A 23261-nucleotide genomic window follows, 5' to 3' on the forward strand; every position below is an offset into this window, starting at 1 on the left:
GGAAATGAAGGGTTAAGTGTTAAAAAATATGTACACCCATAACTATAAAGGCCGGTAACGCTGATGTCACCGGCCTTGAAATCAACGAAGCTTTGTTTCCAACCAGTTGGAAACACTCTGTAAAGCATCCGGCAAGGCATCTGGCTGACTGCCTCCCGCCTGGGCCATATCCGCACGGCCACCGCCTTTACCGCCGACCTGTGAAGCCACATGATTGACCAGCTCACCCGCTTTAATGCGATCTGTCAGGTCTTGGGTAACGCCAACAATAAGGCTGACCTTGGAGGCCTCTTTATCCGCAACCCCCAGAACAATGACACCGGAGCCCATCTTGTTTTTGAGCTGATCCATGACATTGCGCAGCTCCTTACCTGCCACGCCTTCCAGCTGGGTAGCAACCAGTTTGACGCCCTGGATATCCTGCGCCTGATCCAGCATATCGCTGCCTGCTGCGCTGGCCAGTTTCGCCTTGAGCTGCTCTAACTCTTTTTCCAGTTGGCGATTACGCTCAACCAGTGACTCAACACGAGATTCCACCTGCTCCGGCTTAGCCTTAATGCGTTCGCCAATGCGATTGACGCGAGCTTCCTGCTGATAGAAATACTGCAACGCGTTTTCGCCCGTAATCGCTTCAATACGCCGGACACCGGACGCAATACCGACTTCCGAAACAACGTGGCAACAGCCGATATCACCGCTGCGCGCCACATGCGTACCACCACACAGCTCAATGGAAAAATCATCGGCGCCAATGGTCAGCACTCGCACATCATCCGCGTACTTGGCTTCAAACAGCGCGGCAGCCCCTTTCGCCTTGGCTTCATCCAGGCTCATCTGTTCGGTTTTCGTCGGCGCGTTGGCCAAAACCTGTTCGTTGACCAGACGCTCGACTTCCTTGAGCTGTTCGCGGGTCAAAGGCTCAAAGTGGCTAAAGTCAAAACGCAGGCGCTCAGCCGTTACCAATGAACCTTTCTGCTGAACGTGCTCGCCAAGCACCATGCGTAACGCCTTGTGCAGCAGATGCGTTGCCGAATGGTTACGAACCGTGGCGGCACGCAGCGACGCATCGACTTGCGGTTTTACATGACTACCCACATTAAGCGCGCCTTCCACCATGATCCCATGATGCAGGTGATGACCACGCTGCTTCTGGGTATCTGTCACCTGAAAACGCCCGCCGTCGACATGCAGATACCCGCTGTCGCCCACCTGACCGCCGGATTCGGCGTAAAACGGTGTGCGATCAAGCACAACAACCCCTTTCTGATCGACCTCCAGGGTCGACCGCTCATTGCCACTGTCATCCAGAATGGCGGTCACGGTGGCATCATCGCTCAGCTGTTCGTAACCCGTAAACGTGGTTTCACCCTCAAGCGAAATCGAGGCACTGTAATCCGCGCCGAACTGACTGGCTGCCCGTGCCCGCTCACGCTGAGCTTCCAGCTCACGCTGAAAACCGTCTTCATCAAGAGTGACACCGCGCTCACGGCAAACATCAGCGGTCAGGTCGTAAGGAAAACCATAGGTATCATAAAGTTTGAACACCGTCGCACCGGACAGCACCTTGCCATCCAGCTCTTCCAACGCCGTTTCCAAAAGCCCCATACCATGGTCCAGGGTACGCGCGAACTGCTCTTCTTCCTTGAGCAGAATGCGGGCAATCTGCTCTTTCGCTTTGCGTAGTTCCGGGTAGGCCCCGCCCATTTCCGCGTCCAGCGCTTCCACCAGGGTGTGGAAAAATGGCTCACTGGCGCCAAGTTTATGGCCGTGGCGTACCGCACGACGAATAATCCGCCGCAGTACATAGCCTCGGCCTTCATTGGACGGCAGCACGCCATCGGTAATCAGAAACGCACAGGAGCGAATGTGATCGGCGATCACGCGTAACGAAGGTGTCGTGGTATCCGCATGCCCAGTCGCCGCAGCTGACGCCTTAAGAAGGTTCTGGAACAAGTCAATTTCATAGTTGGAATGGACACCCTGCATGACAGCCGCCACGCGCTCGAGCCCCATACCGGTATCAATCGACGGTTTTGGCAGTGGGTTCAGCGTGCCCTCGGCATCCCGGTCAAACTGCATGAAGACCAGGTTCCAGATTTCGATATAGCGGTCGCCGTCTTCTTCCGGGCTTCCGGGAGGCCCACCCCAAACGTCAGGGCCGTGATCAAAAAAGATTTCCGAGCTTGGGCCACAGGGGCCGGTATCTCCCATTTGCCAGAAATTATCCTCATCCAGCTTGGAGAAGCGTGTCGGGTCGATACCAACTTCATCTTTCCAGATGCGTTCGGCCTCGTCATCACTGATATGCACGGTCACCCAGAGTTTTTCCTTGGGCAGGCCCAGGGTCTGAGTCAGAAAATTCCATGCAAAGCTAATTGCCTCACGCTTGAAATAATCGCCGAAGCTGAAATTCCCCATCATCTCGAAAAACGTATGATGGCGAGCGGTATAACCCACATTATCCAGATCGTTGTGCTTGCCCCCGGCACGCACACAGCGCTGCGCTGAGACAGCACGCACGTAAGGCCTCGGGTCATGCCCAAGGAACACATCCTTGAACGGCACCATGCCTGCATTGGTGAACAGCAACGTCGGGTCGTTCCCCGGCACCAGCGAGCTGGATGCCACCGGGGTATGCCCGTGCTGTTCAAAGTAATCAAGAAAGGCCTGTCTGATTTCTGCGCTTTTCATAGGGTATCCGTAAACAAGAAGGCGTGATGCCCCAGGGCGCTTTAGCCGCTACCCGACGGGGTCGCAAAGGCGACATTATAGCGTAGTTGTCAAACGACTAAAGCCGCAGAGAAGGAGAAGACGCTGAAAATAGTATAAGAAGCCGCTAACAAAGTACGAAAAGAACGGCTCAAAGCGCCTGCAGGCACCGCTTACAGACAGGAGAGTGCATAGCGAATCTGTTCGAAATCAAAGCCACGGCCAAGTAAAAAGCGCTCACGTTTGGCACGCTCTTTAGGGCTTTCCCCCGCAGAATCAAAGCGCTTCTCCAGCACTTCCCGCGCCAGCTCAAACCAATCCACCGCTTCCTGTTCAACAACATCGGATAGCGCTGCCTGGATGGTAGCGCTATCAACGCCGCGCTGGTGTAGCTCGCTTTCAATGCGGCGTTTGCCCTGGCCACGCAAAATACGCGTACGGATAAAGCTGGCCGCAAAACGGGAATCTGACTGCCACTCCCTGGCGGCCAGATCCTCCAGGCAGGCGTCTATCTCGTCTGGCGGCACCTGCTTGGCGGCCAGCTTTGAGGCCAGCTCGGCGCGGGAATATTCACGCCGCGCCAGCAAGGCAATGGCGATCTCACGGGGGGAACGCTGTGACGTATCAAATGCCATGAAACGGCCCAAACCATTGAGACATGGACGTTACAGCAAGTCGTCGCTGTTGGGTTCGAAAGCGGCGGCATCTTCCTGCGCGGCTTTCTTGCCTTTTTTAGCGCTGGTTGTTTCTTTATCCGCGCCTTCTTCTTTATTTTTATCTTTAGGCTCAGGTTGCGCTAAAAGCTGCCCGCGGATCTGGCTTTCGATTTCTTCCATGGTATCCGGGTTATCTTCCAGATACTGGGCCGCATTGGCTTTACCCTGACCAATCTTTTTGCCTTTATAGCTGTACCAGGCTCCGGCCTTGTCGACCAGGCTACACTGAACACCCAGGTCAATCACCTCACCGGCATGATAAATCCCCTTGCCGTAGAGAATCTGAAATTCGGCCTGCCTGAACGGCGGCGCTATCTTGTTTTTGACGACCTTGACGCGAGTTTCGTTACCGGTGACTTCATCGCCCGACTTGACCGACCCCGTGCGGCGAATATCCAGACGCACACTGGCGTAGAATTTCAGCGCGTTACCGCCGGTAGTGGTTTCCGGGCTACCGAACATCACGCCGATTTTCATGCGAATCTGGTTGATGAACACCACCAGGCAGTTGGCGTTTTTGATATTGCCGGTAATTTTGCGCAGCGCCTGAGACATCAAGCGCGCCTGCAGGCCAACGTGGGAGTCACCCATCTCGCCTTCGATTTCCGCCCGTGGTGTCAGTGCGGCTACCGAGTCAATCACAATGACGTCGACACCCCCCGAACGCACCAGCATGTCAGTGATTTCCAGGGCCTGCTCGCCGGTATCCGGCTGAGAAACCAGCAGGTCATCAAGATTAACGCCAAGTTTTTCCGCATAGCTCGGGTCCAGCGCGTGCTCGGCATCAACAAAGGCACAGACTTTGCCCTGTTTTTGTGCCTGGGCGATAACCGATAGTGTCAGGGTAGTTTTACCCGATGACTCCGGGCCAAAAATTTCGCAGACACGCCCGAACGGCAGACCGCCGATACCCAGGGCGATATCCAGCCCCAGAGAGCCTGTCGACACAGACGGCATGACCACGCGCGGGGTGTCCCCCAAACGCATGACAGTGCCTTTACCGAACTGGCGATCGATCTGGCTTAGCGCTGCGTTAAGCGCCTTGGTGCGGTTTTCGTCCTGAGCCATTGATAAAATCCTCAAAAAAATGCTGTATAGTTAGCCAGTAGTATGCCAAAAAACGCGGCATAAGCAAATGCCCTGGCATGGATTACATGCGTTTATTCCCAACGCGAAGGCTGCGCTTTATTCGCCGTATTGATGGCTAATATACACGATCAGGGTCGCAATCCCCTGGCGCACCGTCTGCTCCCTTACGGCATGGCGGTCTCCTGGAAAATGCAGACATTCAGCGTGCTGCTCATTCCTGCTCCCCCAGGCCAGCCAGACCGTGCCGACCGGTTTATCCGGGCTTCCGCCATCCGGGCCTGCCACGCCGCTCACTGCCACGGCGAGATCCGCCCCACTTTCTCTACAGGCACCTGCCACCATCGCCTTGACGACCGCCTCGCTAACCGCTCCGTCATTGGCAAGCAGCGTATCTTCCACGCCCAGAAGTCGCGTTTTAGCGGCATTGGCGTAGGTCACGTAGCCCGTCGAAAAATAGGCAGAACTGCCAGGCACTGCCGTGATGGCACTAGCGATACCGCCACCGGTGCAGGACTCAGCGGTAGTGACTTCAAGCTGATGGCGCTGGCAGAGCTTACCTAAGCGTTGCGCGAGTAGCGTCAAATCAAGATTTTTCAGACTTTCGACGTCTGGTTCCATGCTCACTCCTTCATGTCGATGATGACTTCAGCGTAGAATAACGGCTTTTGCGTGCCCAAAGAATGTGAGGGGCCAAAAGCCGCTAACCCATTCAAGCGTAAAACGTTATTTATGGAACCGCGCGCAAGCCTTTTCAGCTTGCGCCCTGCTTATTTCAGGACGCTCATGGCCACTACCAGCCCGGCAAATACGCCGATGATTGCACAATACCTGAATATCAAACGTGAACACCCCGAGGTTCTCCTGTTTTACCGCATGGGGGACTTTTACGAGCTGTTTTTCGACGATGCCAAACGGGCCGCCGCGTTACTCGATATTACGCTAACCCAGCGTGGCCAATCCGGCGGACAGCCAATCCCGATGGCGGGCGTTCCCTTTCATAGCGCAGAAGGCTATTTGGCACGCCTGGTCAGCTCGGGGGAATCCGTTGCCATCTGCGAACAGATCGGCGACCCCGCCACCAGCAAAGGCCCGGTAGAGCGCCGGGTGGTTCGTATCGTAACGCCTGGCACCCTGCATGATGAAGCCCTGCTGGATGCGCGACGCGATAATGTTCTGGCGGCGATTGCGCCTCATCAGGCCAAGTGGGGCCTTGCCTGGCTGGAGCTTTCCAGTGGTCGCTTCAGCCTGCTTGAGGTCGATAGCGATGAAGAAATGCTCGCCGAGCTGACTCGCCTCTCGCCAGCGGAACTGCTGGTACCGGAGAACCTGACGCTGCCTGAGCCGCTGTCATCACTGCGCGGCCTGCGCCGTCAGGGTGAGTGGCTGTATGACCTGGATAGCGCCACCCGCAGCCTTTGCGACCAGTTTGAAGTGCAGGACCTGCGAGGGTTTGGCTGCGCCCACCTGACCACAGCGCTGGTGGCGGCTGGGGTACTGGTTGACTATGCACGCGATACCCAGCGCTCCCGCCTGCCCCATGTCACGTCTATCAGTGTTGAAAATCGTGATGATGCCGTGGTGATCGACGCCGCCAGTCGGCGCAACCTCGAAATTGACACCAATCTGGGCGGTGGCAGCGAAAACACCCTGGCCAGCGTACTGGATACCTGTGCGACAGCAATGGGCTCGCGGCTGCTCAAACGCTGGCTTAACCGCCCGCTGCGCCAGCGCGATATAGTCAACAACCGTCAGGCGGGCGTTGCCCTGCTACAGGTAGAGGTAGCCTACGAAGCTTTGCGTGAGACCCTGAACGCGGTCGGCGATGTTGAACGTATTCTTTCCCGCGTGGCACTCTACAGCGCCCGCCCAAGAGACCTGGCCAGGCTGCGTGATGCATTGGCCACACTACCCCAACTGCGTGAACATTTGAGTGCCATTGAAAACGGCAGCACAATTGATCAACTGCGCGCACACATCCAGCCGTATCCGGAACTTAGCGACACCCTGCAACGCGCGATTATTGAAAACCCGCCGGTGGTAATTCGCGAAGGTGGCGTGATTGCCAAAGGCTTTGATGACACCCTGGATGAACAACGGGGCCTGGCGGAAAATGCCGGCGAGTACCTGGTGGCACTGGAAACCCGTGAACGCGAACGCACAGGACTCAGCCATCTCAAGGTAGGCTATAACCGTGTGCACGGTTACTTTATTGAGCTTCCCCGCGCTCAGGCACAGCAGGCGCCCGCCGATTATATTCGGCGTCAGACGCTGAAAAACGCCGAACGCTTTATCATTCCTGAGCTCAAGGAATTCGAGGATAAGGCCCTATCCGCTAAATCACGCGCATTGAGCCGCGAAAAATGGCTTTACGAACGCCTTCTCGATGACTTAAACGGCCAATTGCATGACCTCCAGGCAACCTCTCGTGCTCTGGCCGAGCTGGACGTGCTATGCGCCTTTGCCGAACGTGCTGACGCCCTGAACTGGGTACGCCCGACTTTGCAGGAAGAAACCGGCATCCGGGTTCATGCCGGGCGACACCCGGTCGTCGAGCAGGTCAGCGAAACGCCTTTTGTTCCCAATGATGTCACCCTTAGCCCCGAGCAGGCCATGTTGATCATTACCGGCCCGAACATGGGGGGTAAATCGACCTATATGCGTCAGACAGCGCTGATCACTCTGCTAGCGCATTGCGGCAGCTTTGTGCCTGCTGATGCAGCGGAAATCGGCCCGGTTGATCGTATTTTCACCCGTATTGGCTCCTCCGATGACCTGGCTGGCGGGCGTTCAACCTTTATGGTGGAAATGACCGAAACCGCTAATATTCTGCACAACGCCACGTCGCAGAGCCTGGTATTGATGGACGAAATTGGCCGTGGGACCAGCACGTTTGATGGTCTGTCACTGGCTTGGGCCAGTGCCGAACACCTCGCCAGTCTTCGCGCGTTGACCCTGTTTGCCACGCACTATTTTGAAATGACAGCATTGCCGGAGCATGCTGACGGTGTTGCCAACATTCACCTGACAGCGACCGAGCATGGCGACCGTATTGTCTTCATGCATCGCATTGAGCCGGGCCCGGCCAGCCAGAGTTATGGCCTGCAGGTTGCCCAGCTGGCAGGCGTTCCCACAGCGGTTATCCGGCGGGCCAGAGAAACATTGCATAGCCTGGAAAAGCGTGACACCGACAGTTTGCCTGGCCCGCTGCCGGACACGGAGTCTTCGCGCAACACCCCGTTGCAGAATGATCTTTTTGCTCAGGCCACGCACCCGGTCGTAGAGGCACTGGAATCGCTGCACATTGACGACCTGTCTCCGCGTGAGGCACTTGCCCTGTTATATCAGTGGCGTGAACGCCTGTAATAGAATTGGAGGCAGATGGCACTTGCCGCCGGTAGGTGTCACGCCCTAAAATAAAGCATCTTATTTATATAAAAAAAGTTTTTTATTCTTAAATGTTATTAAACCAGTCTGGAAATGCCACCTGACGACATAACCAGCACGTGAAGAGGGAATTAGCAATGACGTTTGTCGTGACCGAGAATTGCATCCAATGCAAGTACACTGACTGCGTGGAAGTTTGCCCGGTCGACTGCTTTTACGAAGGCCCCAACTTTCTCGTTATTCATCCGGATGAGTGCATCGATTGCGCCTTGTGCGAACCGGAATGCCCGGCGGAGGCGATTTTTTCCGAAGATGAACTGCCTGACGAGCAAACACAGTTTATCGAAATCAACGCCGAGCTGGCTGAGGTATGGCCCAATATCGCCGAGAAGAAAGACCCGCTACCCGATGCAGAAGAATGGGATGGCAAGTCGGGTAAGCTTGAAAAACTGGAACGCTAAACACCTGGATGTTGCGTTCTTGGTCAACCGTACTACGGCGCTCGATTTTTTCATGAGTGCCGCAGTTTTTGTTCAGGAAATGCGCCTTCAGCCAGCAGTAAAGTGACGTCATGATGTGACGCGAACGTAACCGCCTCAACGAAGGCTAGCCATCCAGGCATAAAAAGCGCCAGACATAAAAAAAGCGGCCCGAAGGCCGCCTGCTCCTAGCAACTCCATTGGCACAGCCTGTGCCAACAATCCCCAGGTACATTCCCTGCCGAGGCCAACCTTCTTGGTATCACCCAGCGTACCTGTCTATCCCGTTGCATCCTGCTTGAGAGCTTCCTTGCCTCCCCTTGTCCATATACGCATTGTGGCAGATTTATCCGATGGCTCAAGGGCGTCCAAAATACACAAGGCGGGCCACTTGGCCCGCCTTGTGTAACATTTAAAGCATAAAACAACCAATTAACCGGCAAGAATGTTACATCTGCCCGGATAAACACTTGTTTTTGCGCTATTCTCTACGCCACATGTAAGATATTTCTTACAAAAACTGAAGACAAGTCGTACGCAATGGCTTCGTTTTTTGTGTTTACTGCCCTTTAATGGCCTTGCGACCTGGGTAGTTAACGTTCCCCAGCTCTGCCTCAATAACCAAAAGACGGTTATATTTGGCAACGCGGTCAGAGCGACACAGTGAACCTGTTTTAATCTGACCGGCCTTAGTCCCCACGGCCAGATCCGCAATCGTGGTGTCTTCTGTTTCACCACTGCGATGAGAAATTACTGCAGTAAAACCAGCATCCTGGGCCATCCTGATGGCGTCCAGCGTTTCCGATAGCGAACCAATCTGGTTGAATTTGATCAGGATGGAGTTACCGATCTGCTCATCAATCCCACGCTTGAGGATCTTGGTGTTGGTCACAAACAGATCATCGCCGACCAACTGCACCTTGTCGCCCAGTTTGTCGGTCAGCGCTTTCCAGCCATCCCAGTCAGACTCATCCATGCCATCTTCAATGGAGACGATCGGATAGTCGGCGCACAGACCGGCCAGGTAATCAGCAAAGCCTTCCGCATCATAGCTTTTCCCTTCGCCGGAGAGGTTGTACTGGCCATCCTTGTAGAACTCAGAGGACGCGCAATCGAGTGCCAGAGTGACATCATCACCCAAACGATAACCGGCATCTGCGACGGCCTGTTTGATGATCGCCAAGGCATCGGCATTAGATGCCAGATTTGGCGCAAAGCCACCTTCATCACCCACAGACGTCGACAGCCCTTTGGCAGAAAGCACTTTTTTCAGCGCATGGAAAATTTCAGCGCCCATCCGCAAACCTTCACGGAAATTGGCGGCGCCTACCGGCTGAACCATGAACTCCTGAATATCTACGTTGTTATCCGCGTGTTCGCCGCCGTTAAGGATATTCATCATCGGCACCGGCATGCTGTACTCACCCGGTTGACCATAGAGTTCGGCGATATGTGCGTAGAGAGGCACCCCTTTGGCATTGGCGGCTGCCTTGGCGGCGGCAAGTGATACGGCCAGAATGGCGTTAGCGCCAAGGTTCGCTTTATTTTCCGTGTCATCCAGTTTCAGCATGGCATCGTCCAGGCCACGCTGATCGCGAGCGTCCATTCCCAGCAGTGCTTCACGAATCGGGCCATTAACCGCTTCAACGGCTTTCAAAACCCCTTTGCCAAGATAGCGAGACTTATCACCGTCGCGTAGCTCCAACGCCTCACGCGACCCTGTGGAAGCGCCACTGGGTGCACAGGCGTCCCCCTGTGCGCCACTCTCCAGACGAACCGTGGCGAATACCGTTGGGTTGCCACGCGAATCCAATACTTCCAGCGCGCGAATATCGACTATTTTCGTCATGAATCTATCCTTTTTATTAGCGTTCAAAAAAGCTTTTATCAGCGTTCAGGTAGTTGGCTCTGCTGACACCTTAGCGAATGGTCAGCGGTACAAAGCCTTTGACCAGAGAATCCAGCTGAACAAGCTGAGAAAGAAACGGTTCAAGTTGATCCAGCGGTAGCGCACAAGGGCCATCGCACTTGGCATTATCCGGATCAGGATGGGCCTCGAGAAAAATCCCGGCAAGGCCGACAGCCACACCGGCACGCGCCAGCTCAGCCACCTGGGCACGACGACCATCAGCGCTGTCGGCCCGCCCACCAGGGCGCTGCAGCGCATGAGTGACATCAAAAAAGACCGGGAATCCCGTCTGCTTCATGTCTCCAAAACCCAGCATATCGACAATCAGGTTGTTATAGCCAAAGCTGGAACCACGCTCACACAGAAGCAACTGGTCATTGCCGGCTTCCTGGCACTTGCTCAGGATATGACGCATTTCATGGGGTGCCAGAAACTGAGGTTTCTTGAGGTTGATTACTGCCCCTGTTTTGGCCATGGCCACCACCAGGTCGGTCTGACGCGCCATAAATGCCGGTAGTTGAATGATATCGGCCACCTCGGCGGCAGGCTCGGCCTGCCAGGGCTCATGCACGTCGGTGATGATGGGCACCTCAAAGCGCTCTTTGATCTCAGCCAGAATCGCCAGCCCTTTTTCCAGGCCCGGCCCGCGAAAGGAATTGATCGAGCTGCGATTGGCCTTGTCGAAACTGGCCTTGAAAACATACGGAATGCCGAGCTTGCGTGTCACCTCGACATAGGTGGCCGCGACTTCCATGGCAAGGTCGCGGCTTTCCAGCACGTTCATTCCGCCTAACAGCATCAGCGGCAAAGAATTGCCGGCGGTTAGGCCGGCAATGTTGATATGACGCTCTGCAGGTTGTGGGTAAGTCATGCGACTCTTACTCCTCGTTATGCCCTGCGGTTGACGGTGTCTGGACCGCTGACTGATGGCGAATACGAGCCGTCTTGTGCGCCAGGGCGGCATTGACGAAACCGCTAAATAGCGGGTGTCCGTCGCGAGGCGTGGAGGTAAATTCCGGATGGAACTGACACGCCACATACCAGGGGTGGTCGGCCAGCTCAATGACTTCTACCAGTGACTGATCGACACTTTTTCCGGAAACCACCAGGCCAGCTTTTTCCAGCTCACCAATAAACTGGTTGTTGACTTCAAAGCGGTGGCGGTGGCGCTCAACAATCTCGTCTGCCCCGTAGGCCGCATGCGCCCGCGTGCCTGATTCCAGATGGCATACCTGTCCGCCCAGGCGCATGGTGCCGCCAAGATCAGACGCCGCATCACGCAGCTCGATTTTGCCTTCAGCGTTGAGCCATTCCGTAATCAGGCCCACCACCGGATGCTGGGTCTCATGGGTGAACTCGGTCGAATTGGCATCCGCCCAACCCGCCACGTTGCGCGCATATTCGATCACGGCCACTTGCATCCCCAGGCAGATCCCCAGGTAGGGAACCTGGTTTTCGCGCGCAAACTGGGCCGCCATAATCTTGCCTTCCACGCCACGCTCACCAAAGCCGCCGGGCACCAGAATAGCATCCTTGCCTGCCAGCCGTTCGGTGCCATGATGCTCGATATCTTCCGCATCGATGTAGTCGACATTGACCTTGATGCGGTCCTGAATACCGGCGTGAATCAAGGCCTCGTTCAGCGACTTGTAAGCATCCAGCAGCTCCATGTACTTGCCTACCATGGCAATACTGACGGATTTTAGCGGATTGAGCTTGGCATCCAGCACCCTGACCCAGTCGGTAAGATCTGCCTCACCGGCTTCCAGTTGCAACTTGTTGCAGACGATTTCATCCAGGCCATGCTCGTGCAGCATTAACGGGATGCGGTAAATCGTGTCGGCATCCTGAAGCGGCACCACAGCGCGTTCTTCTACGTTAGTAAATAACGCTATCTTGCGACGCTCGGCTTCTTCAAGCTCGACTTCACTGCGGCAGATCAGAATATCCGGCTGAATGCCGATAGAGCGCAGTTCTTTGACGCTGTGCTGAGTCGGCTTGGTCTTGGTTTCGCCTGCAGTGGCAATATAGGGAACCAGCGTCAGGTGCATGAACAGCGCTCGCTGGGCGCCCAGTTCACTGCGAATCTGACGAATCGACTCAAGAAACGGCAGCGACTCGATATCCCCCACGGTGCCACCGATTTCCACCAGTGCCACGTCAAACCCTTCGCCACCTGCGTAAACGCGGCGCTTGATTTCATCGGTGATATGCGGGATCACCTGCACGGTTCCGCCCAGATAATCGCCACGGCGTTCTTTGCGCAGGACGTTTTCGTACACGCGGCCCGTGGTGAAGTTGTTGCTCTGGGTCATTTTGGTACGAATGAAGCGCTCGTAGTGGCCCAGATCAAGGTCGGTCTCTGCGCCATCTTCCGTGACGAACACTTCGCCATGCTGGAAGGGACTCATAGTGCCCGGATCAACGTTGATGTAAGGGTCGAGCTTGAGCATGGTGACCTTAAGGCCGCGCGCCTCGAGAATCGCCGCTAGTGAAGCAGACGCGATACCCTTGCCAAGAGAGGACACAACGCCGCCGGTCACGAAAATATATCGTGTCATGGAAAACCTGTCGAAACGTGATCAAAAGGCACGGCAGAAAGCCACACCAGGATGGGACGACAGAATAGCAGAGTACGCCTAAAGGCTCAATTAGGTCTGACGATGCCTTCAGGCATGTAACCAGATTCCCTGCCGGTTACATGCCTGAAACTGCATACCTCAAACGCAGACTCATCAGACGCCGAGGTAATCCAGAATGCCTTCTGCTGCCTGGCGCCCCTCGTAAATAGCGGTGACCACCAGGTCTGAACCACGCACCATATCGCCACCCGCAAAAATTTTCTCATTGCTGGTCTGGAAGGCGTACTGACCATGCTCCGGTGCTTTCACGCGATCACGCTCGTCCACATCAATATTGGAGGTGCTGAACCAGGGCGCGGGACTGGCCTGGAAACCAAAGGCGATCACCACCGCATCAGCGGCAATGATTTCCTCAGAGCCAGGGACGACTTCAGGACGACGGCGACCGTTTTCATCGGCGTCACCCAAGCGGGTGCGCACCACTTTCACCCCTTCGACTTTATCTTCACCGACAACCGCTACCGGCTGACGATTGAACAGAAACTCCACGCCCTCTTCCCGGGCATTGGCCACTTCACGGCGTGAGCCCGGCATGTTTTCTTCATCGCGACGATAGGCACAGCTGACGCTGGCAGCCCCTTGCCGGATCGACGTACGGTTACAATCCATCGCCGTATCACCACCGCCAAGCACCACCACGCGCTTGCCCTGCATCGAGATGTAATCTGCCGGATCCTTCTCGAACCCCAGACAACGGTTAACGTTAGCAATCAGGAAGTCCAGCGCCTTGTAGACACCGGGCAGATCTTCCCCTGGGAAACCCCCTTCCATGTACTTATAGGTTCCCATGCCCAGAAAAACCGCGTCGTAGTCCTGCAACAGGGTTTCAAACTCAACATCGGTGCCGATCTCGGTACCTAGGCGAAACTCTACGCCCATCTCTTCAAATACCGCCCGACGGCGTTCCATCACGCTTTTTTCCAGCTTGAACTCGGGAATACCAAAGGTCAGCAGGCCGCCAATTTCCGGGTACTTATCGAACACCACCGGTTTGACGCCACTGCGTGCCAGAATATCAGCGCAGCCAAGCCCAGCCGGACCCGCGCCGATAATCGCCACTTTCTTGTCAGTCCACACCACTTTGGACATATCCGGGCGCCAGCCCATGGCAAAGGCAGTATCGGTGATATATTTCTCCACCGAACCGATCGTGACAGCCCCAAAACCATCGTTCAGCGTACAGTCACCCTCACACAGGCGATCCTGAGGGCAAACCCGACCGCAGACTTCAGGCAGTGAGTTGGTTTTATGCGAAAGCTCCGCTGCCTCGATGATATTGCCTTCCACCACCAACTGAAGCCAGTTGGGAATGTAGTTGTGCACCGGGCACTTCCATTCACAGTACGGATTGCCGCAATGCAGGCAACGGTGTGCCTGACTGGCTGCATCAGTGGGCTTGTAAGGCTCATAGATTTCGGCAAATTCTTTCGCCCGTGAACGGGCCTCTTTCTTTTTCGGATCCTGACGACCCACATCAACAAACTGAAAGTCGTTATTTAATCGGTTGGCCATGATTATTGTCCTCTCGGTGATTCGGCATCAGCAATTCAGGCAAAGCCGCTTATTCAGCGTGTCGGCGCGACTGGTCCAGCAGGCTGCTCAGACTGGCTGCCTTGGGTTTCACCAACCAGAAATGGCGCACATAATCACCAAAGTCCTCCAGAATATCGGCCCCACGCTGCGAGCCTGTTGCGGCCACGTACTCTTCAATCACCTCGCGCAGATGGCGGCGGTAGGCCTCCATGACTTCCGTATTGACGCGATGAATTTCGACGAGCTCATGGTTGTACTTATCAACAAAGGTGCGATCCTCGTCGAGCACATAGGCGAAGCCACCGGTCATGCCTGCGCCAAAGTTAACCCCGGTTTTACCCAGTACACAGACCAGACCACCGGTCATGTATTCACAGCAATGATCGCCTGCGCCTTCAATGACCGCGCGGGCGCCTGAGTTACGCACGCCAAAACGCTCACCGGCAATACCTGCCGCAAATAGCTGGCCACCGGTGGCACCGTACAGGCAGGTATTGCCGACAATAGCGGTTTTATGGCTTTCAAACTGGCTTTCACGCGGCGGTATAATCACAATCCGACCGCCGTTCATGCCTTTACCCACGTAATCGTTAGCATCGCCTTCGAGGTGAAGGTTCAGGCCACGCGCGTTCCATACCCCGAAGCTCTGCCCTGCCACACCGGTAAAGCGCACATCCAGCGGCGCTTCTTCAAGGCCGACCTCGCCATAGCGCTTGGCGATCACCCCTGACGTCAAGGCCCCTACGCTACGGTCGCAGTTGGTGATACGAAACGTGAAGGTGCCGCCTGATCTGCTTTCAATCGCGTCTTTAACCGCGTCCAGGACTTCCAGATTTTTGGCCCCTGGATCATGGGGTACGTTACGGCTCACCTGGCAGAATTGCGGCGCATCCGAGGGCACAAAGTCATTCCCCAGCAGCGGCGTCAGGTCCAGCTTGCGCTGAGCCGCTGTTTGGCCTTCCAGCACTTCAAGTAAATCGGTACGCCCGATAAGATCCGTCAACTGGCGCACACCCAGCATGGCCATCAGCTCACGGACTTCTTCAGCGATAAAGCGGAAGTAGTTTTTGACCATATCGACCGTGCCGCGGAAATGCTCGCCGCGCAGGTAATCATCCTGGGTAGCGACGCCGGTAGCACAGTTATTCAAATGGCAGATGCGCAGATATTTACAGCCCAGCGCCACCATGGGAGCGGTACCAAAACCAAAGCTTTCCGCCCCCAGAATTGCCGCTTTCACCACATCAAGGCCGGTCTTCAGTCCGCCATCGGTCTGCAGACGAATCTTGCTACGCAGGCCATTGATACGAAGCGCCTGATGAACTTCCGGCAAGCCAAGTTCCCAGGGCGAGCCCGCATGCTTGATGGACGTCAGCGGGCTGGCGGCGGTGCCACCGTCATAACCTGATACGGTAATCAGGTCGGCATAGGCCTTGGCAACCCCTGTGGCAATGGTGCCGATACCCGGCTCCGAGACCAGCTTCACAGAAACCTGGGCATCCGGGTTGACCTGCTTAAGGTCAAAGATCAGTTGCGCCAGATCTTCAATCGAGTAAATGTCATGATGCGGCGGCGGTGAAATCAGCGTAACCCCCGGCACGGCATAGCGCAGCCGAGCAATCAGGGCATTCACTTTCCCCCCCGGCAACTGGCCGCCTTCACCGGGTTTAGCCCCCTGAGCCACCTTGATCTGCAGTACGTCGGCGTTCACCAGATAATGCGGCGTCACACCAAAGCGGCCTGAGGCAATCTGCTTGATCTTGGAACTGCGCACCGTGCCATAACGTGCGGGATCTTCCCCCCCTTCACCAGAGTTTGAGCGGCCGCCCGTTTCGTTCATGGCCTGCGCCAGAGCCTCATGCGCCTCTGGCGAAAGTGCACCCAGTGACATCCCGGCGCTATCAAAGCGCGGAATCAGCTCATCAATGCCTTCCACTTCTTCCAGTGGCACAGGCGTATCTGACGGCTTGAGTGACAGCATATCGCGGATGGTGGCGACGGGCCGCTCATTGACCAGCTGGGCAAATTTTTTCCATTTCTGGTAGTCACCTTCCTGCACGGCCTGCTGCAGCGACATAACCACATCCGGGTTGTAGGCATGGTACTCATGACCATGCACATACTTCATCAGGCCACCCTGGGAAATGCCTTTGCGCGGAATCCATGCATCACGGGCAAGAGCTTCCTGCTGTAACTGGAGTTCCGCAAAGCCTGCTCCCTGGATACGCGAGGCCATGCCGTCAAAACACATCTGCATGATGTCGCTGTCCAGCCCCACCGCCTCGAACAGCATTGAGCCACGGTAGGAAGCCAGGGTAGAGATCCCCATTTTGGACAGGATTTTATAAAGGCCTTTTTGCATGCCTTTACGATAGTTTTCCCGCGCGTCCGCCGGATTACCGGTCAACTCGCCGACACGCTGCATGTCTGCCATGACCTGGTAGGCAAGCCAGGGATACACGGCGGTCGCACCGACACCAAACAATACGGCCATCTGGTGGGCATCGCGAGCGTAGCCCGTCTCCACCACAATGTTGGCATCAGGACGCATCGCCAACCGACCAAGATGAGTGTGCACAGCACCCACGGCAAGCACGGACTGAATGGGAATCTGCCCCTGAGGAAGATCCGCATCACTAAGCACCAGAACGACTTTGCCCGCCAGCACCTGTTTTTCAGCGTCGTCACATAGGGCGGTCAGCGCCTGTTTAAGACTCTGTTCAGCAGGATCATAGCCCATCGACAGGGTATGGCTGACGAAGGCCGGATCCTGATCATTATTAACAAGCGCCGTAAACTTGCGCGGCGACAATACCGGTGTCGTGAGAATGATTCGGTGGGCATGCTCAGGCGTTGCATTGAAGACATTCCGTTCCGCGCCGATACAGGTCTCCAGCGACATCACGATCGCTTCGCGCAACGGATCAATGGCCGGGTTAGTCACCTGAGCAAACTTCTGCCGAAAATAGTCAGTCAGCAGACGCGGGCGCGAGGAAAGCACGGCCATCGGCGTGTCATCCCCCATGGAACCTACGGCTTCCTGACCACTTTCTGCCAGCGGACGCAACACCTGATCACGTTCTTCGAAGCTGACCTGGAACATTTTCTGCTGCGTGTTCAACACATCAACGTCCATGGCCTGAAAGCGCGCCAGTTCGGTCAGCGCTGATTCAAGATAATGGGCTTCCTGCTTTAACCAGCGCTTGTAAGGGTGCGCCGCTTTCAATCGGCCATCAATCTCATCGGTATGCAGCACTTCGCCGGTCTGAGTGTCGACGGCCAACATTTGACCGGGCCCGACGCGCCCTTTGGCGACCACGTCTTCGGGCTTGTAATCATAAGTGCCGATTTCCGATGCCAGCGTAATAAAACCGTTTTTGGTTATCACCCAGCGCGCCGGGCGCAAACCATTACGGTCCAGCATACACACCGCTTGGCGACCATCGGTCATGACCACGCCGGCAGGACCATCCCAAGGCTCCATGTGCATGGAATTGTATTCGTAAAACGCACGCAGCTCGGCATCCATGGTTTCCACGTTCTGCCAGGCAGGTGGCACCATCATGCGCACGGCGCGGTGCAGATCCATACCGCCGGTGAGTAATACTTCAAGCATGTTGTCCATACTTGAGGAGTCCGAGCCGCTGGTGTTAACAATCTCATCAAGCTCGGCAATATCCGGCAGGCGATCGCTGACGAAGTTTTTCTTGCGTGAGTTAGCCCAGCCACGGTTGGCTTCAATCGTGTTGATTTCACCGTTATGGGCGAGCAACCGGAACGGTTGGGCCAGAGGCCAGCGCGGTGCCGTATTAGTCGAAAAGCGCTGATGGAAGACACAGATGGCCGTTTCCAGGCGCTTGTCGTTCAGGTCCTGGTAGAACGCTGGCAGGTCTGCCGGCATCACCAACCCTTTATAAGACACTACTTCAGATGACAGTGATGCCACATAGAAATCGGGCTCATCACGTAACTGCTCTTCAGCACGGCGACGGGCCATGAAAAGGTCGACATCGAAATGTTCGCCGCTGCCAGGCGTGACAAAGATCTGCCGAATGCGTGGCAGGCAATCAAGCGCCATCGGGCCACACACGGACGCATCGGTTGGCACGACCCGCCAGCCCGCAACCGTCAGCCCCCGCTGTTCCAGCGTTTGCTCCAGTGTGGCCTGGGCACGCTCAGCACGGGCATCATCATCAGGCAGAAAAATGACACCAACGGCAAATGCCTCACCCAGTGGTTGAGTGAAAGTCTCTGCCGCCACTTCGCGCATGAAGCGGTCGGGCATTTTAAGTAGCAAGCCACAACCATCACCGGTCTTTCCATCGGCTGCAATGCCGCCACGGTGGGTCATGCAGGTGAGTGACTCAATGGCAGTTTTCAACAAGTCGTGACTGGCTTGCCCTTCCATATGGGCAATCAAGCCGAAGCCACAATTGTCACGAAACTCGCCGGGTTGATGAAGACCTCTGTTCATGGGCGTGCCTCAAAAAGCGTGTTTTATTTACAGCGGCGCCATGGTATAAAGGAAGGTTTTCTGAATTTTTTACTTCTACCTTTCTTGGTCTACCTTGGGAAAAAGCGGCCACCACTAGAATGGAAAATGGCCGCTCAGCATAGCCACTGGCACCCGCGTAGTGCAATCACATCTCCGCCGCAGGAATGCAAAAAACCTTGCCAAATCCGCAGGTTGCAAAACATGAAAAATAAAAAACCGATACACGTCAATAACTTGCAGCGCAGCAAAACGATAATTTAACGAAAAAAATCAAATTTAAACTTTAGTCTACAATTAGACGAAAATCCCATGCCGATAGCGCATAAGGCATTCTGATTATCGATTCTCGAATCTCTATCTGCCAGCCCCAGGTAAGACTAAACACCGCCTTACACGCATAGAAAAGCCCGCCTGATATAGTCAGCCGGGCTTCATCGCTATCTGTGCTTAATGACGCGCAGTGCTTAGTGACGTGGAAACTCATCCAGTAACGCATTGAGCTGCTCATCGGGTGTTTCATCACTGAGACAGGCATCTCCCAAGGCATTCAGCAACACCAGACGCAGTCGACTATCGATGTTTTTCTTGTCACGGCGCATCCGCACCAGAAAGTCATCACGCTGCATGTCTTGCGGTGCTGCCAGCGGTAAACCTGCACTTTCAATCACAGCCAGGCAACGGGCTAGCGCCGCGTCATCAATCCATGCCAGGCGATGAGATAGCGTAGCGGCCATCGCCATACCCGCTCCTACCGCTTCACCGTGCAGCCAGTTACCGTACCCCTGATGCGCTTCAATGGCGTGCCCGAAGGTGTGCCCAAGGTTCAGTAATGCCCTTACTCCCTGCTCGGTTTCGTCTTCTGCGACAATATCCGCTTTTATCTGGCAGCTTCTGGCAATCGCCTCCGCCAGATGATGGGCGTCGTGACCTCGTAGCGCCAACATGTGCGTCTCAAGCCAACTGAGAAACGCCTCATCGCGAATCAGACCGTACTTGATAACCTCGGCAAGCCCGGCGGAAATTTCCCGGTCAGGCAGCGTTACCAGGGTATCAAGATCGACCAGAACCGCCCTGGGCTGCCAGAAAGCACCAATCATGTTTTTGCCCAGCGGGTGATTGACCCCCGTTTTACCGCCTACCGAGGAATCCACCTGCGCCAGTAGCGTGGTAGGCACCTGAATAAACGCCACCCCACGTTGGTAACAGGCAGCTGCATAACCGGTCATATCACCAATCACGCCGCCGCCCAGTGCAATCAGCGTGCAACGCCGGTTGAACCCCGCTTCGAGTAACGCTCCCCAGATGCGGTTGACCTGCTCGATGGTTTTATACTGCTCACCATCCGGCAGCACACAGGTCTTCACGTCCAGAGTATCCGGCAGCTGCGCGCAGAGCGTTTCCAGATACAGGGGGGCGATGGTTTCGTTGGTAACGATCATGACTTGCTGCCCTGCCAGATACGGCAGGATGGCCTGCGGGTCGCTCAATAACCCAGCACCGATATGGATCGGGTAGCTACGCTCACCCAGGGAGACATTCAGCGTACGCAGGGCGTCCGGTAACTGCGTCATGACGATACCTTCTTTGTAACGGTTTGATTGGTGGTGTTTTTAGGGGCGCTCTCATCTGGCTGAAGTGGGTCCACCAGGCGCTGGACACGGCGCAGAATTTCATTGACCACCGCCCGCGGGCTGCGCCGATCGGTACGCACGCTGACGTCAGCCGTCGAACGATAAAGCGGATCACGCTTGGCGAACATGTCGTAGAGCACCTGCTCGCGGTTTTCACATTGCAGTAGCGGCCGATTACGGTCCTTGGAGGTTCGCCTGAGCTGCTGTTCGACGGTAGTCATCAGGTAGATGACCGTCCCGCGATCACGCAGGGCCCGGCGGTTTTCTTCGCGCAACACGGCACCACCGCCTGTCGCCAGCACGATAGGGGCGCGGCGAGTCAGTTCATCTATCATCTGCACTTCACGCTGACGAAAACCTGACTCGCCTTCAACATCGAATATCCATGGGATATCGGCGCCACAGCGGTCCTGAATCGCATGATCACTATCCACAAAGTCGCGCGCCAACTCAGCCGCCAACAAGCGACCAATGGTGCTTTTGCCTGCCCCCATGGGGCCGATCAAAAAAAGATTGGGTAAATCCTGCATTAACGAACCGCCAAACCATCATCAAGTAATCGTGGAGTAATGAAGACCAGCAACTCTACTTTTTCACTACTCTCTTCAGTATAACGGAACAGTCTTCCAATGAGAGGTAGATCACCCAGTAAAGGCGTCTTGGCCATCTGGCGCAATTCTTCTGTTGTCAAGATACCACCTAAAACAACGGTTTGCCCATCATCAACCAGCACTTGTGTCTCAATGGTATTGGTATCGATAGGCGGCTCCCCCCCAAACTCGGACTCCCGGAAGCTGTCATTACGGATAACAAGATCCATGATAATCCGGTTATCCGGGGTGATCTGGGGGGTTACTTCCAACGAAAGCAGGGCTTCTTTGAACTCGGTATCCGGATTGTCATTGCCATCAACGCTCTGGAAGGCCCGCTCTTCACCCTGGCTGATAATCGCAGTTCGCTGGTTGGCCGTAATGATACGCGGCTGGGAAATTGTCTGGCTCTTACCTTCACTTTCCAGCGCCCTAAGCTCCAGGTCCAGCAGTATATCGCCGGACAGATAACCAAAGCCAAAGGTACTTTGAGCGGCTGAGTTATCCCCCAGGTCAACGGTTAACCCACCCTGCGCCCGGTTGATATTACCCGGATTGACATTACGCCGCGTATAGTTGCCATTCTCTGCCTGCTGAAAGCCCCGGTTGCTGGAAATCCCCCAGTTGATACCCAGCTCGCGGGAGGCGGTATCACGGGCAATCACAATGCGCGCTTCGATTTGCACCTGACGCACGGCCACATCCAGACGATCCAGCGTAGACAGAACCTGGTCAACCTGATCACGGGTATCCTGAATCAGCAAGGTATTGGTGCGCTGATCAATACTCACCCGCCCCCGCTCAGTGAGCAGACCAAAGCCCTCTCCACCACGTAACAGCTGTGCCAGGTCTTCCGCCCGGGCATACTTGACTTCAACGAATTCAGTAATCAGTGGTTCCAGCGTATCGCGCTGATTGCGCGCTTCAAGCTCCTGACGTTCCAACTGGGCCAGTTCCTGAGCGGGTGCCACGACAATGACATTGCCCTTCTCGCGACTTGATAACCCCCGGCTCTGCAGAATCAGATCCAGCGCCTGATCCCAGGGCACTTCGTTGAGGTTGAGAGTCACCCGCCCCGTCACACTGTCACTGGCGACGATATTCAGGCCCGTAAATTCAGCCAGCGTGGCAAGTACCGCACGCACTTCAATATCCTGAAAATTAAGACTCAGGGGCTCCCCGGAGTAAACCTCTTCACCGTTTGCTGAACGTTGCTGAGATAGCGACTGGGAGGTTTCATTTGCTGGCTGAACTTCCACGGTTAGCGTCTGGCCGTTCTGGGAAGACATCATGGCATAAGGGCCTTGCGTCTCCAGCACTAACTGCGTACCGCGCTGCGTGGCTCTGGGCACGATGCGCTGAATCGGTGTTGCGAAATCCGTCACATCGTATATCTGGTTAAGCGCGTCAGAAATCGCCACATCCCGCAGATCGACCACGACACGGTTACGCCCGTCTTCTTCCACACGAACCCGGATATTCTCGCGATTGAATACCACATCAAGCTTTCCCGCCCCCTCATCGCCACGGCGGAAATCAATTCGTTCAATCTGCGGCCCCTGGGTGGTGGCCAAGCTGGTGTCGCCAGGATCCGAAACGGTGTTCTCGGCAAATGATGGGCGGACATTATCTGTGTCATTGATCGCCGCTCCCACTGAGACCCGCAGAGAATCGCTATCGCGCTGGGTTGTATAGTCGTAAGCACCGGCCATATTGACAATCAGCCGCGTGCGGCCATTACCTTCGACGGCAGTAATGCGCTCGACACCGGCCTGATTAACATCAAAATAGCGCTGCCCAAGGGCACTACGGGTATCTGACAGGTCCAACATCAAGCGGTTGGGTGACGTCAGCTGGTACTCCTGAATAACCGGCGCTTCGCCGAAAAACTTAAGATTAATCTCCACGCGATCCGCGCTGACACTTTCAACACTCAGATCCGCCAACACCGCTGCATAGGTCAATGCAGGCAGACAGGCAAATAGCGACAGTATACCGGTGAGGATGCGGCGCAACAGCATCACGTTTAGCGTCTTACTCAACATTCAACAACCCCTTATCCGTAGGTGCCTGACGATATCCCG

Annotated in this window: 14 protein-coding genes; 2 read left to right on the plus strand and 12 right to left on the minus strand. The window is 55.5% G+C overall.

Annotated elements, in window-relative coordinates:
* Positions 1–81: 81 nt before the first annotated feature.
* The 4 genes from alaS to ACU6TU_RS12955 all read right to left on the minus strand — a co-directional run bounded on the left by alaS (position 82) and on the right by ACU6TU_RS12955 (position 5132).
* Positions 82–2691 carry an alanine--tRNA ligase gene (gene alaS, locus ACU6TU_RS12940; protein ID WP_447141811.1) on the minus strand — a complete coding sequence of 870 codons (2610 nt, stop codon included), beginning with the start codon at positions 2689–2691 and terminating at the stop codon, positions 82–84.
* A 191-nt stretch (positions 2692–2882) separates the two neighbouring features.
* Positions 2883–3344, minus strand: a complete 462-nt coding sequence (locus ACU6TU_RS12945; RefSeq protein WP_447141812.1) for a regulatory protein RecX — start codon at positions 3342–3344, stop codon at positions 2883–2885.
* Between the two features lie 30 nt (positions 3345–3374).
* A complete protein-coding gene (gene recA, locus ACU6TU_RS12950) occupies positions 3375–4493 on the minus strand; it encodes a recombinase RecA (RefSeq protein ID WP_447141813.1) in 1119 nt (372 codons plus the stop codon).
* A 117-nt stretch (positions 4494–4610) separates the two neighbouring features.
* Entirely contained in the window at positions 4611–5132 is a 522-nt protein-coding gene (locus tag ACU6TU_RS12955) for a CinA family protein (RefSeq protein ID WP_447141814.1), read from the minus strand.
* A 165-nt stretch (positions 5133–5297) separates the two neighbouring features.
* On the opposite strand from ACU6TU_RS12955, the gene mutS reads away from it, so the two are divergent.
* On the plus strand, positions 5298–7877 hold the full coding sequence (gene mutS / locus ACU6TU_RS12960; RefSeq protein ID WP_447141815.1) for a DNA mismatch repair protein MutS: 2580 nt from the start codon (positions 5298–5300) through the stop codon (positions 7875–7877).
* A 158-nt stretch (positions 7878–8035) separates the two neighbouring features.
* Positions 8036–8359 carry a ferredoxin FdxA gene (gene fdxA, locus ACU6TU_RS12965; protein ID WP_447141816.1) on the plus strand — a complete coding sequence of 108 codons (324 nt, stop codon included), beginning with the start codon at positions 8036–8038 and terminating at the stop codon, positions 8357–8359.
* A 577-nt stretch (positions 8360–8936) separates the two neighbouring features.
* Here the strand turns inward: fdxA and eno are convergent.
* The 8 genes from eno to pilQ form a co-directional block, all read right to left on the minus strand.
* Positions 8937–10226, minus strand: coding sequence for a phosphopyruvate hydratase (eno, locus tag ACU6TU_RS12970; protein WP_447141817.1), 1290 nt, complete (start codon positions 10224–10226; stop codon positions 8937–8939).
* Positions 10227–10296: 70 nt separating this feature from the next.
* Positions 10297–11157 (minus strand): 3-deoxy-8-phosphooctulonate synthase, encoded by an 861-nt coding sequence (gene kdsA, locus ACU6TU_RS12975; RefSeq protein ID WP_447141818.1) that lies wholly within the window; start codon positions 11155–11157, stop codon positions 10297–10299.
* Positions 11158–11164: 7 nt separating this feature from the next.
* The gene (locus tag ACU6TU_RS12980) at positions 11165–12847 is read right to left on the minus strand and encodes a CTP synthase (protein ID WP_447141819.1); all 1683 of its coding nucleotides are present in this window, start codon (positions 12845–12847) and stop codon (positions 11165–11167) included.
* A gap of 174 nt (positions 12848–13021) precedes the next feature.
* Positions 13022–14440 carry an FAD-dependent oxidoreductase gene (locus tag ACU6TU_RS12985; protein WP_447141820.1) on the minus strand — a complete coding sequence of 473 codons (1419 nt, stop codon included), beginning with the start codon at positions 14438–14440 and terminating at the stop codon, positions 13022–13024.
* A 49-nt stretch (positions 14441–14489) separates the two neighbouring features.
* On the minus strand, positions 14490–18935 hold the full coding sequence (gltB, locus tag ACU6TU_RS12990) for a glutamate synthase large subunit (RefSeq protein ID WP_447141821.1): 4446 nt from the start codon (positions 18933–18935) through the stop codon (positions 14490–14492).
* A gap of 485 nt (positions 18936–19420) precedes the next feature.
* Positions 19421–20527 carry a 3-dehydroquinate synthase gene (gene aroB / locus ACU6TU_RS12995; protein ID WP_447141822.1) on the minus strand — a complete coding sequence of 369 codons (1107 nt, stop codon included), beginning with the start codon at positions 20525–20527 and terminating at the stop codon, positions 19421–19423.
* Positions 20524–21117 carry a shikimate kinase AroK gene (gene aroK, locus ACU6TU_RS13000; protein WP_447141823.1) on the minus strand — a complete coding sequence of 198 codons (594 nt, stop codon included), beginning with the start codon at positions 21115–21117 and terminating at the stop codon, positions 20524–20526. The genes aroB and aroK overlap by 4 nt, the downstream gene beginning before the upstream one ends.
* The gene (gene pilQ, locus ACU6TU_RS13005) at positions 21117–23222 is read right to left on the minus strand and encodes a type IV pilus secretin PilQ (RefSeq protein ID WP_447141824.1); all 2106 of its coding nucleotides are present in this window, start codon (positions 23220–23222) and stop codon (positions 21117–21119) included. The genes aroK and pilQ overlap by 1 nt, the downstream gene beginning before the upstream one ends.
* Positions 23223–23261 lie beyond the last annotated feature (39 nt).

This window comes from Halomonas sp. LS-001 (genome assembly GCF_052983955.1).

Coding starts and splice junctions, on each gene's coding strand:
- alaS (WP_447141811.1), bottom strand. CDS start 2,691: ATGAAAAGCGCAGAAATCAGACAGGCCTTTCTTGATTACTTTGAACAG.
- ACU6TU_RS12945 (WP_447141812.1), bottom strand. CDS start 3,344: ATGGCATTTGATACGTCACAGCGTTCCCCCCGTGAGATCGCCATTGCC.
- recA (WP_447141813.1), bottom strand. CDS start 4,493: ATGGCTCAGGACGAAAACCGCACCAAGGCGCTTAACGCAGCGCTAAGC.
- ACU6TU_RS12955 (WP_447141814.1), bottom strand. CDS start 5,132: ATGGAACCAGACGTCGAAAGTCTGAAAAATCTTGATTTGACGCTACTC.
- mutS (WP_447141815.1), top strand. CDS start 5,298: ATGGCCACTACCAGCCCGGCAAATACGCCGATGATTGCACAATACCTG.
- fdxA (WP_447141816.1), top strand. CDS start 8,036: ATGACGTTTGTCGTGACCGAGAATTGCATCCAATGCAAGTACACTGAC.
- eno (WP_447141817.1), bottom strand. CDS start 10,226: ATGACGAAAATAGTCGATATTCGCGCGCTGGAAGTATTGGATTCGCGT.
- kdsA (WP_447141818.1), bottom strand. CDS start 11,157: ATGACTTACCCACAACCTGCAGAGCGTCATATCAACATTGCCGGCCTA.
- ACU6TU_RS12980 (WP_447141819.1), bottom strand. CDS start 12,847: ATGACACGATATATTTTCGTGACCGGCGGCGTTGTGTCCTCTCTTGGC.
- ACU6TU_RS12985 (WP_447141820.1), bottom strand. CDS start 14,440: ATGGCCAACCGATTAAATAACGACTTTCAGTTTGTTGATGTGGGTCGT.
- gltB (WP_447141821.1), bottom strand. CDS start 18,935: ATGAACAGAGGTCTTCATCAACCCGGCGAGTTTCGTGACAATTGTGGC.
- aroB (WP_447141822.1), bottom strand. CDS start 20,527: ATGACGCAGTTACCGGACGCCCTGCGTACGCTGAATGTCTCCCTGGGT.
- aroK (WP_447141823.1), bottom strand. CDS start 21,117: ATGCAGGATTTACCCAATCTTTTTTTGATCGGCCCCATGGGGGCAGGC.
- pilQ (WP_447141824.1), bottom strand. CDS start 23,222: ATGTTGAGTAAGACGCTAAACGTGATGCTGTTGCGCCGCATCCTCACC.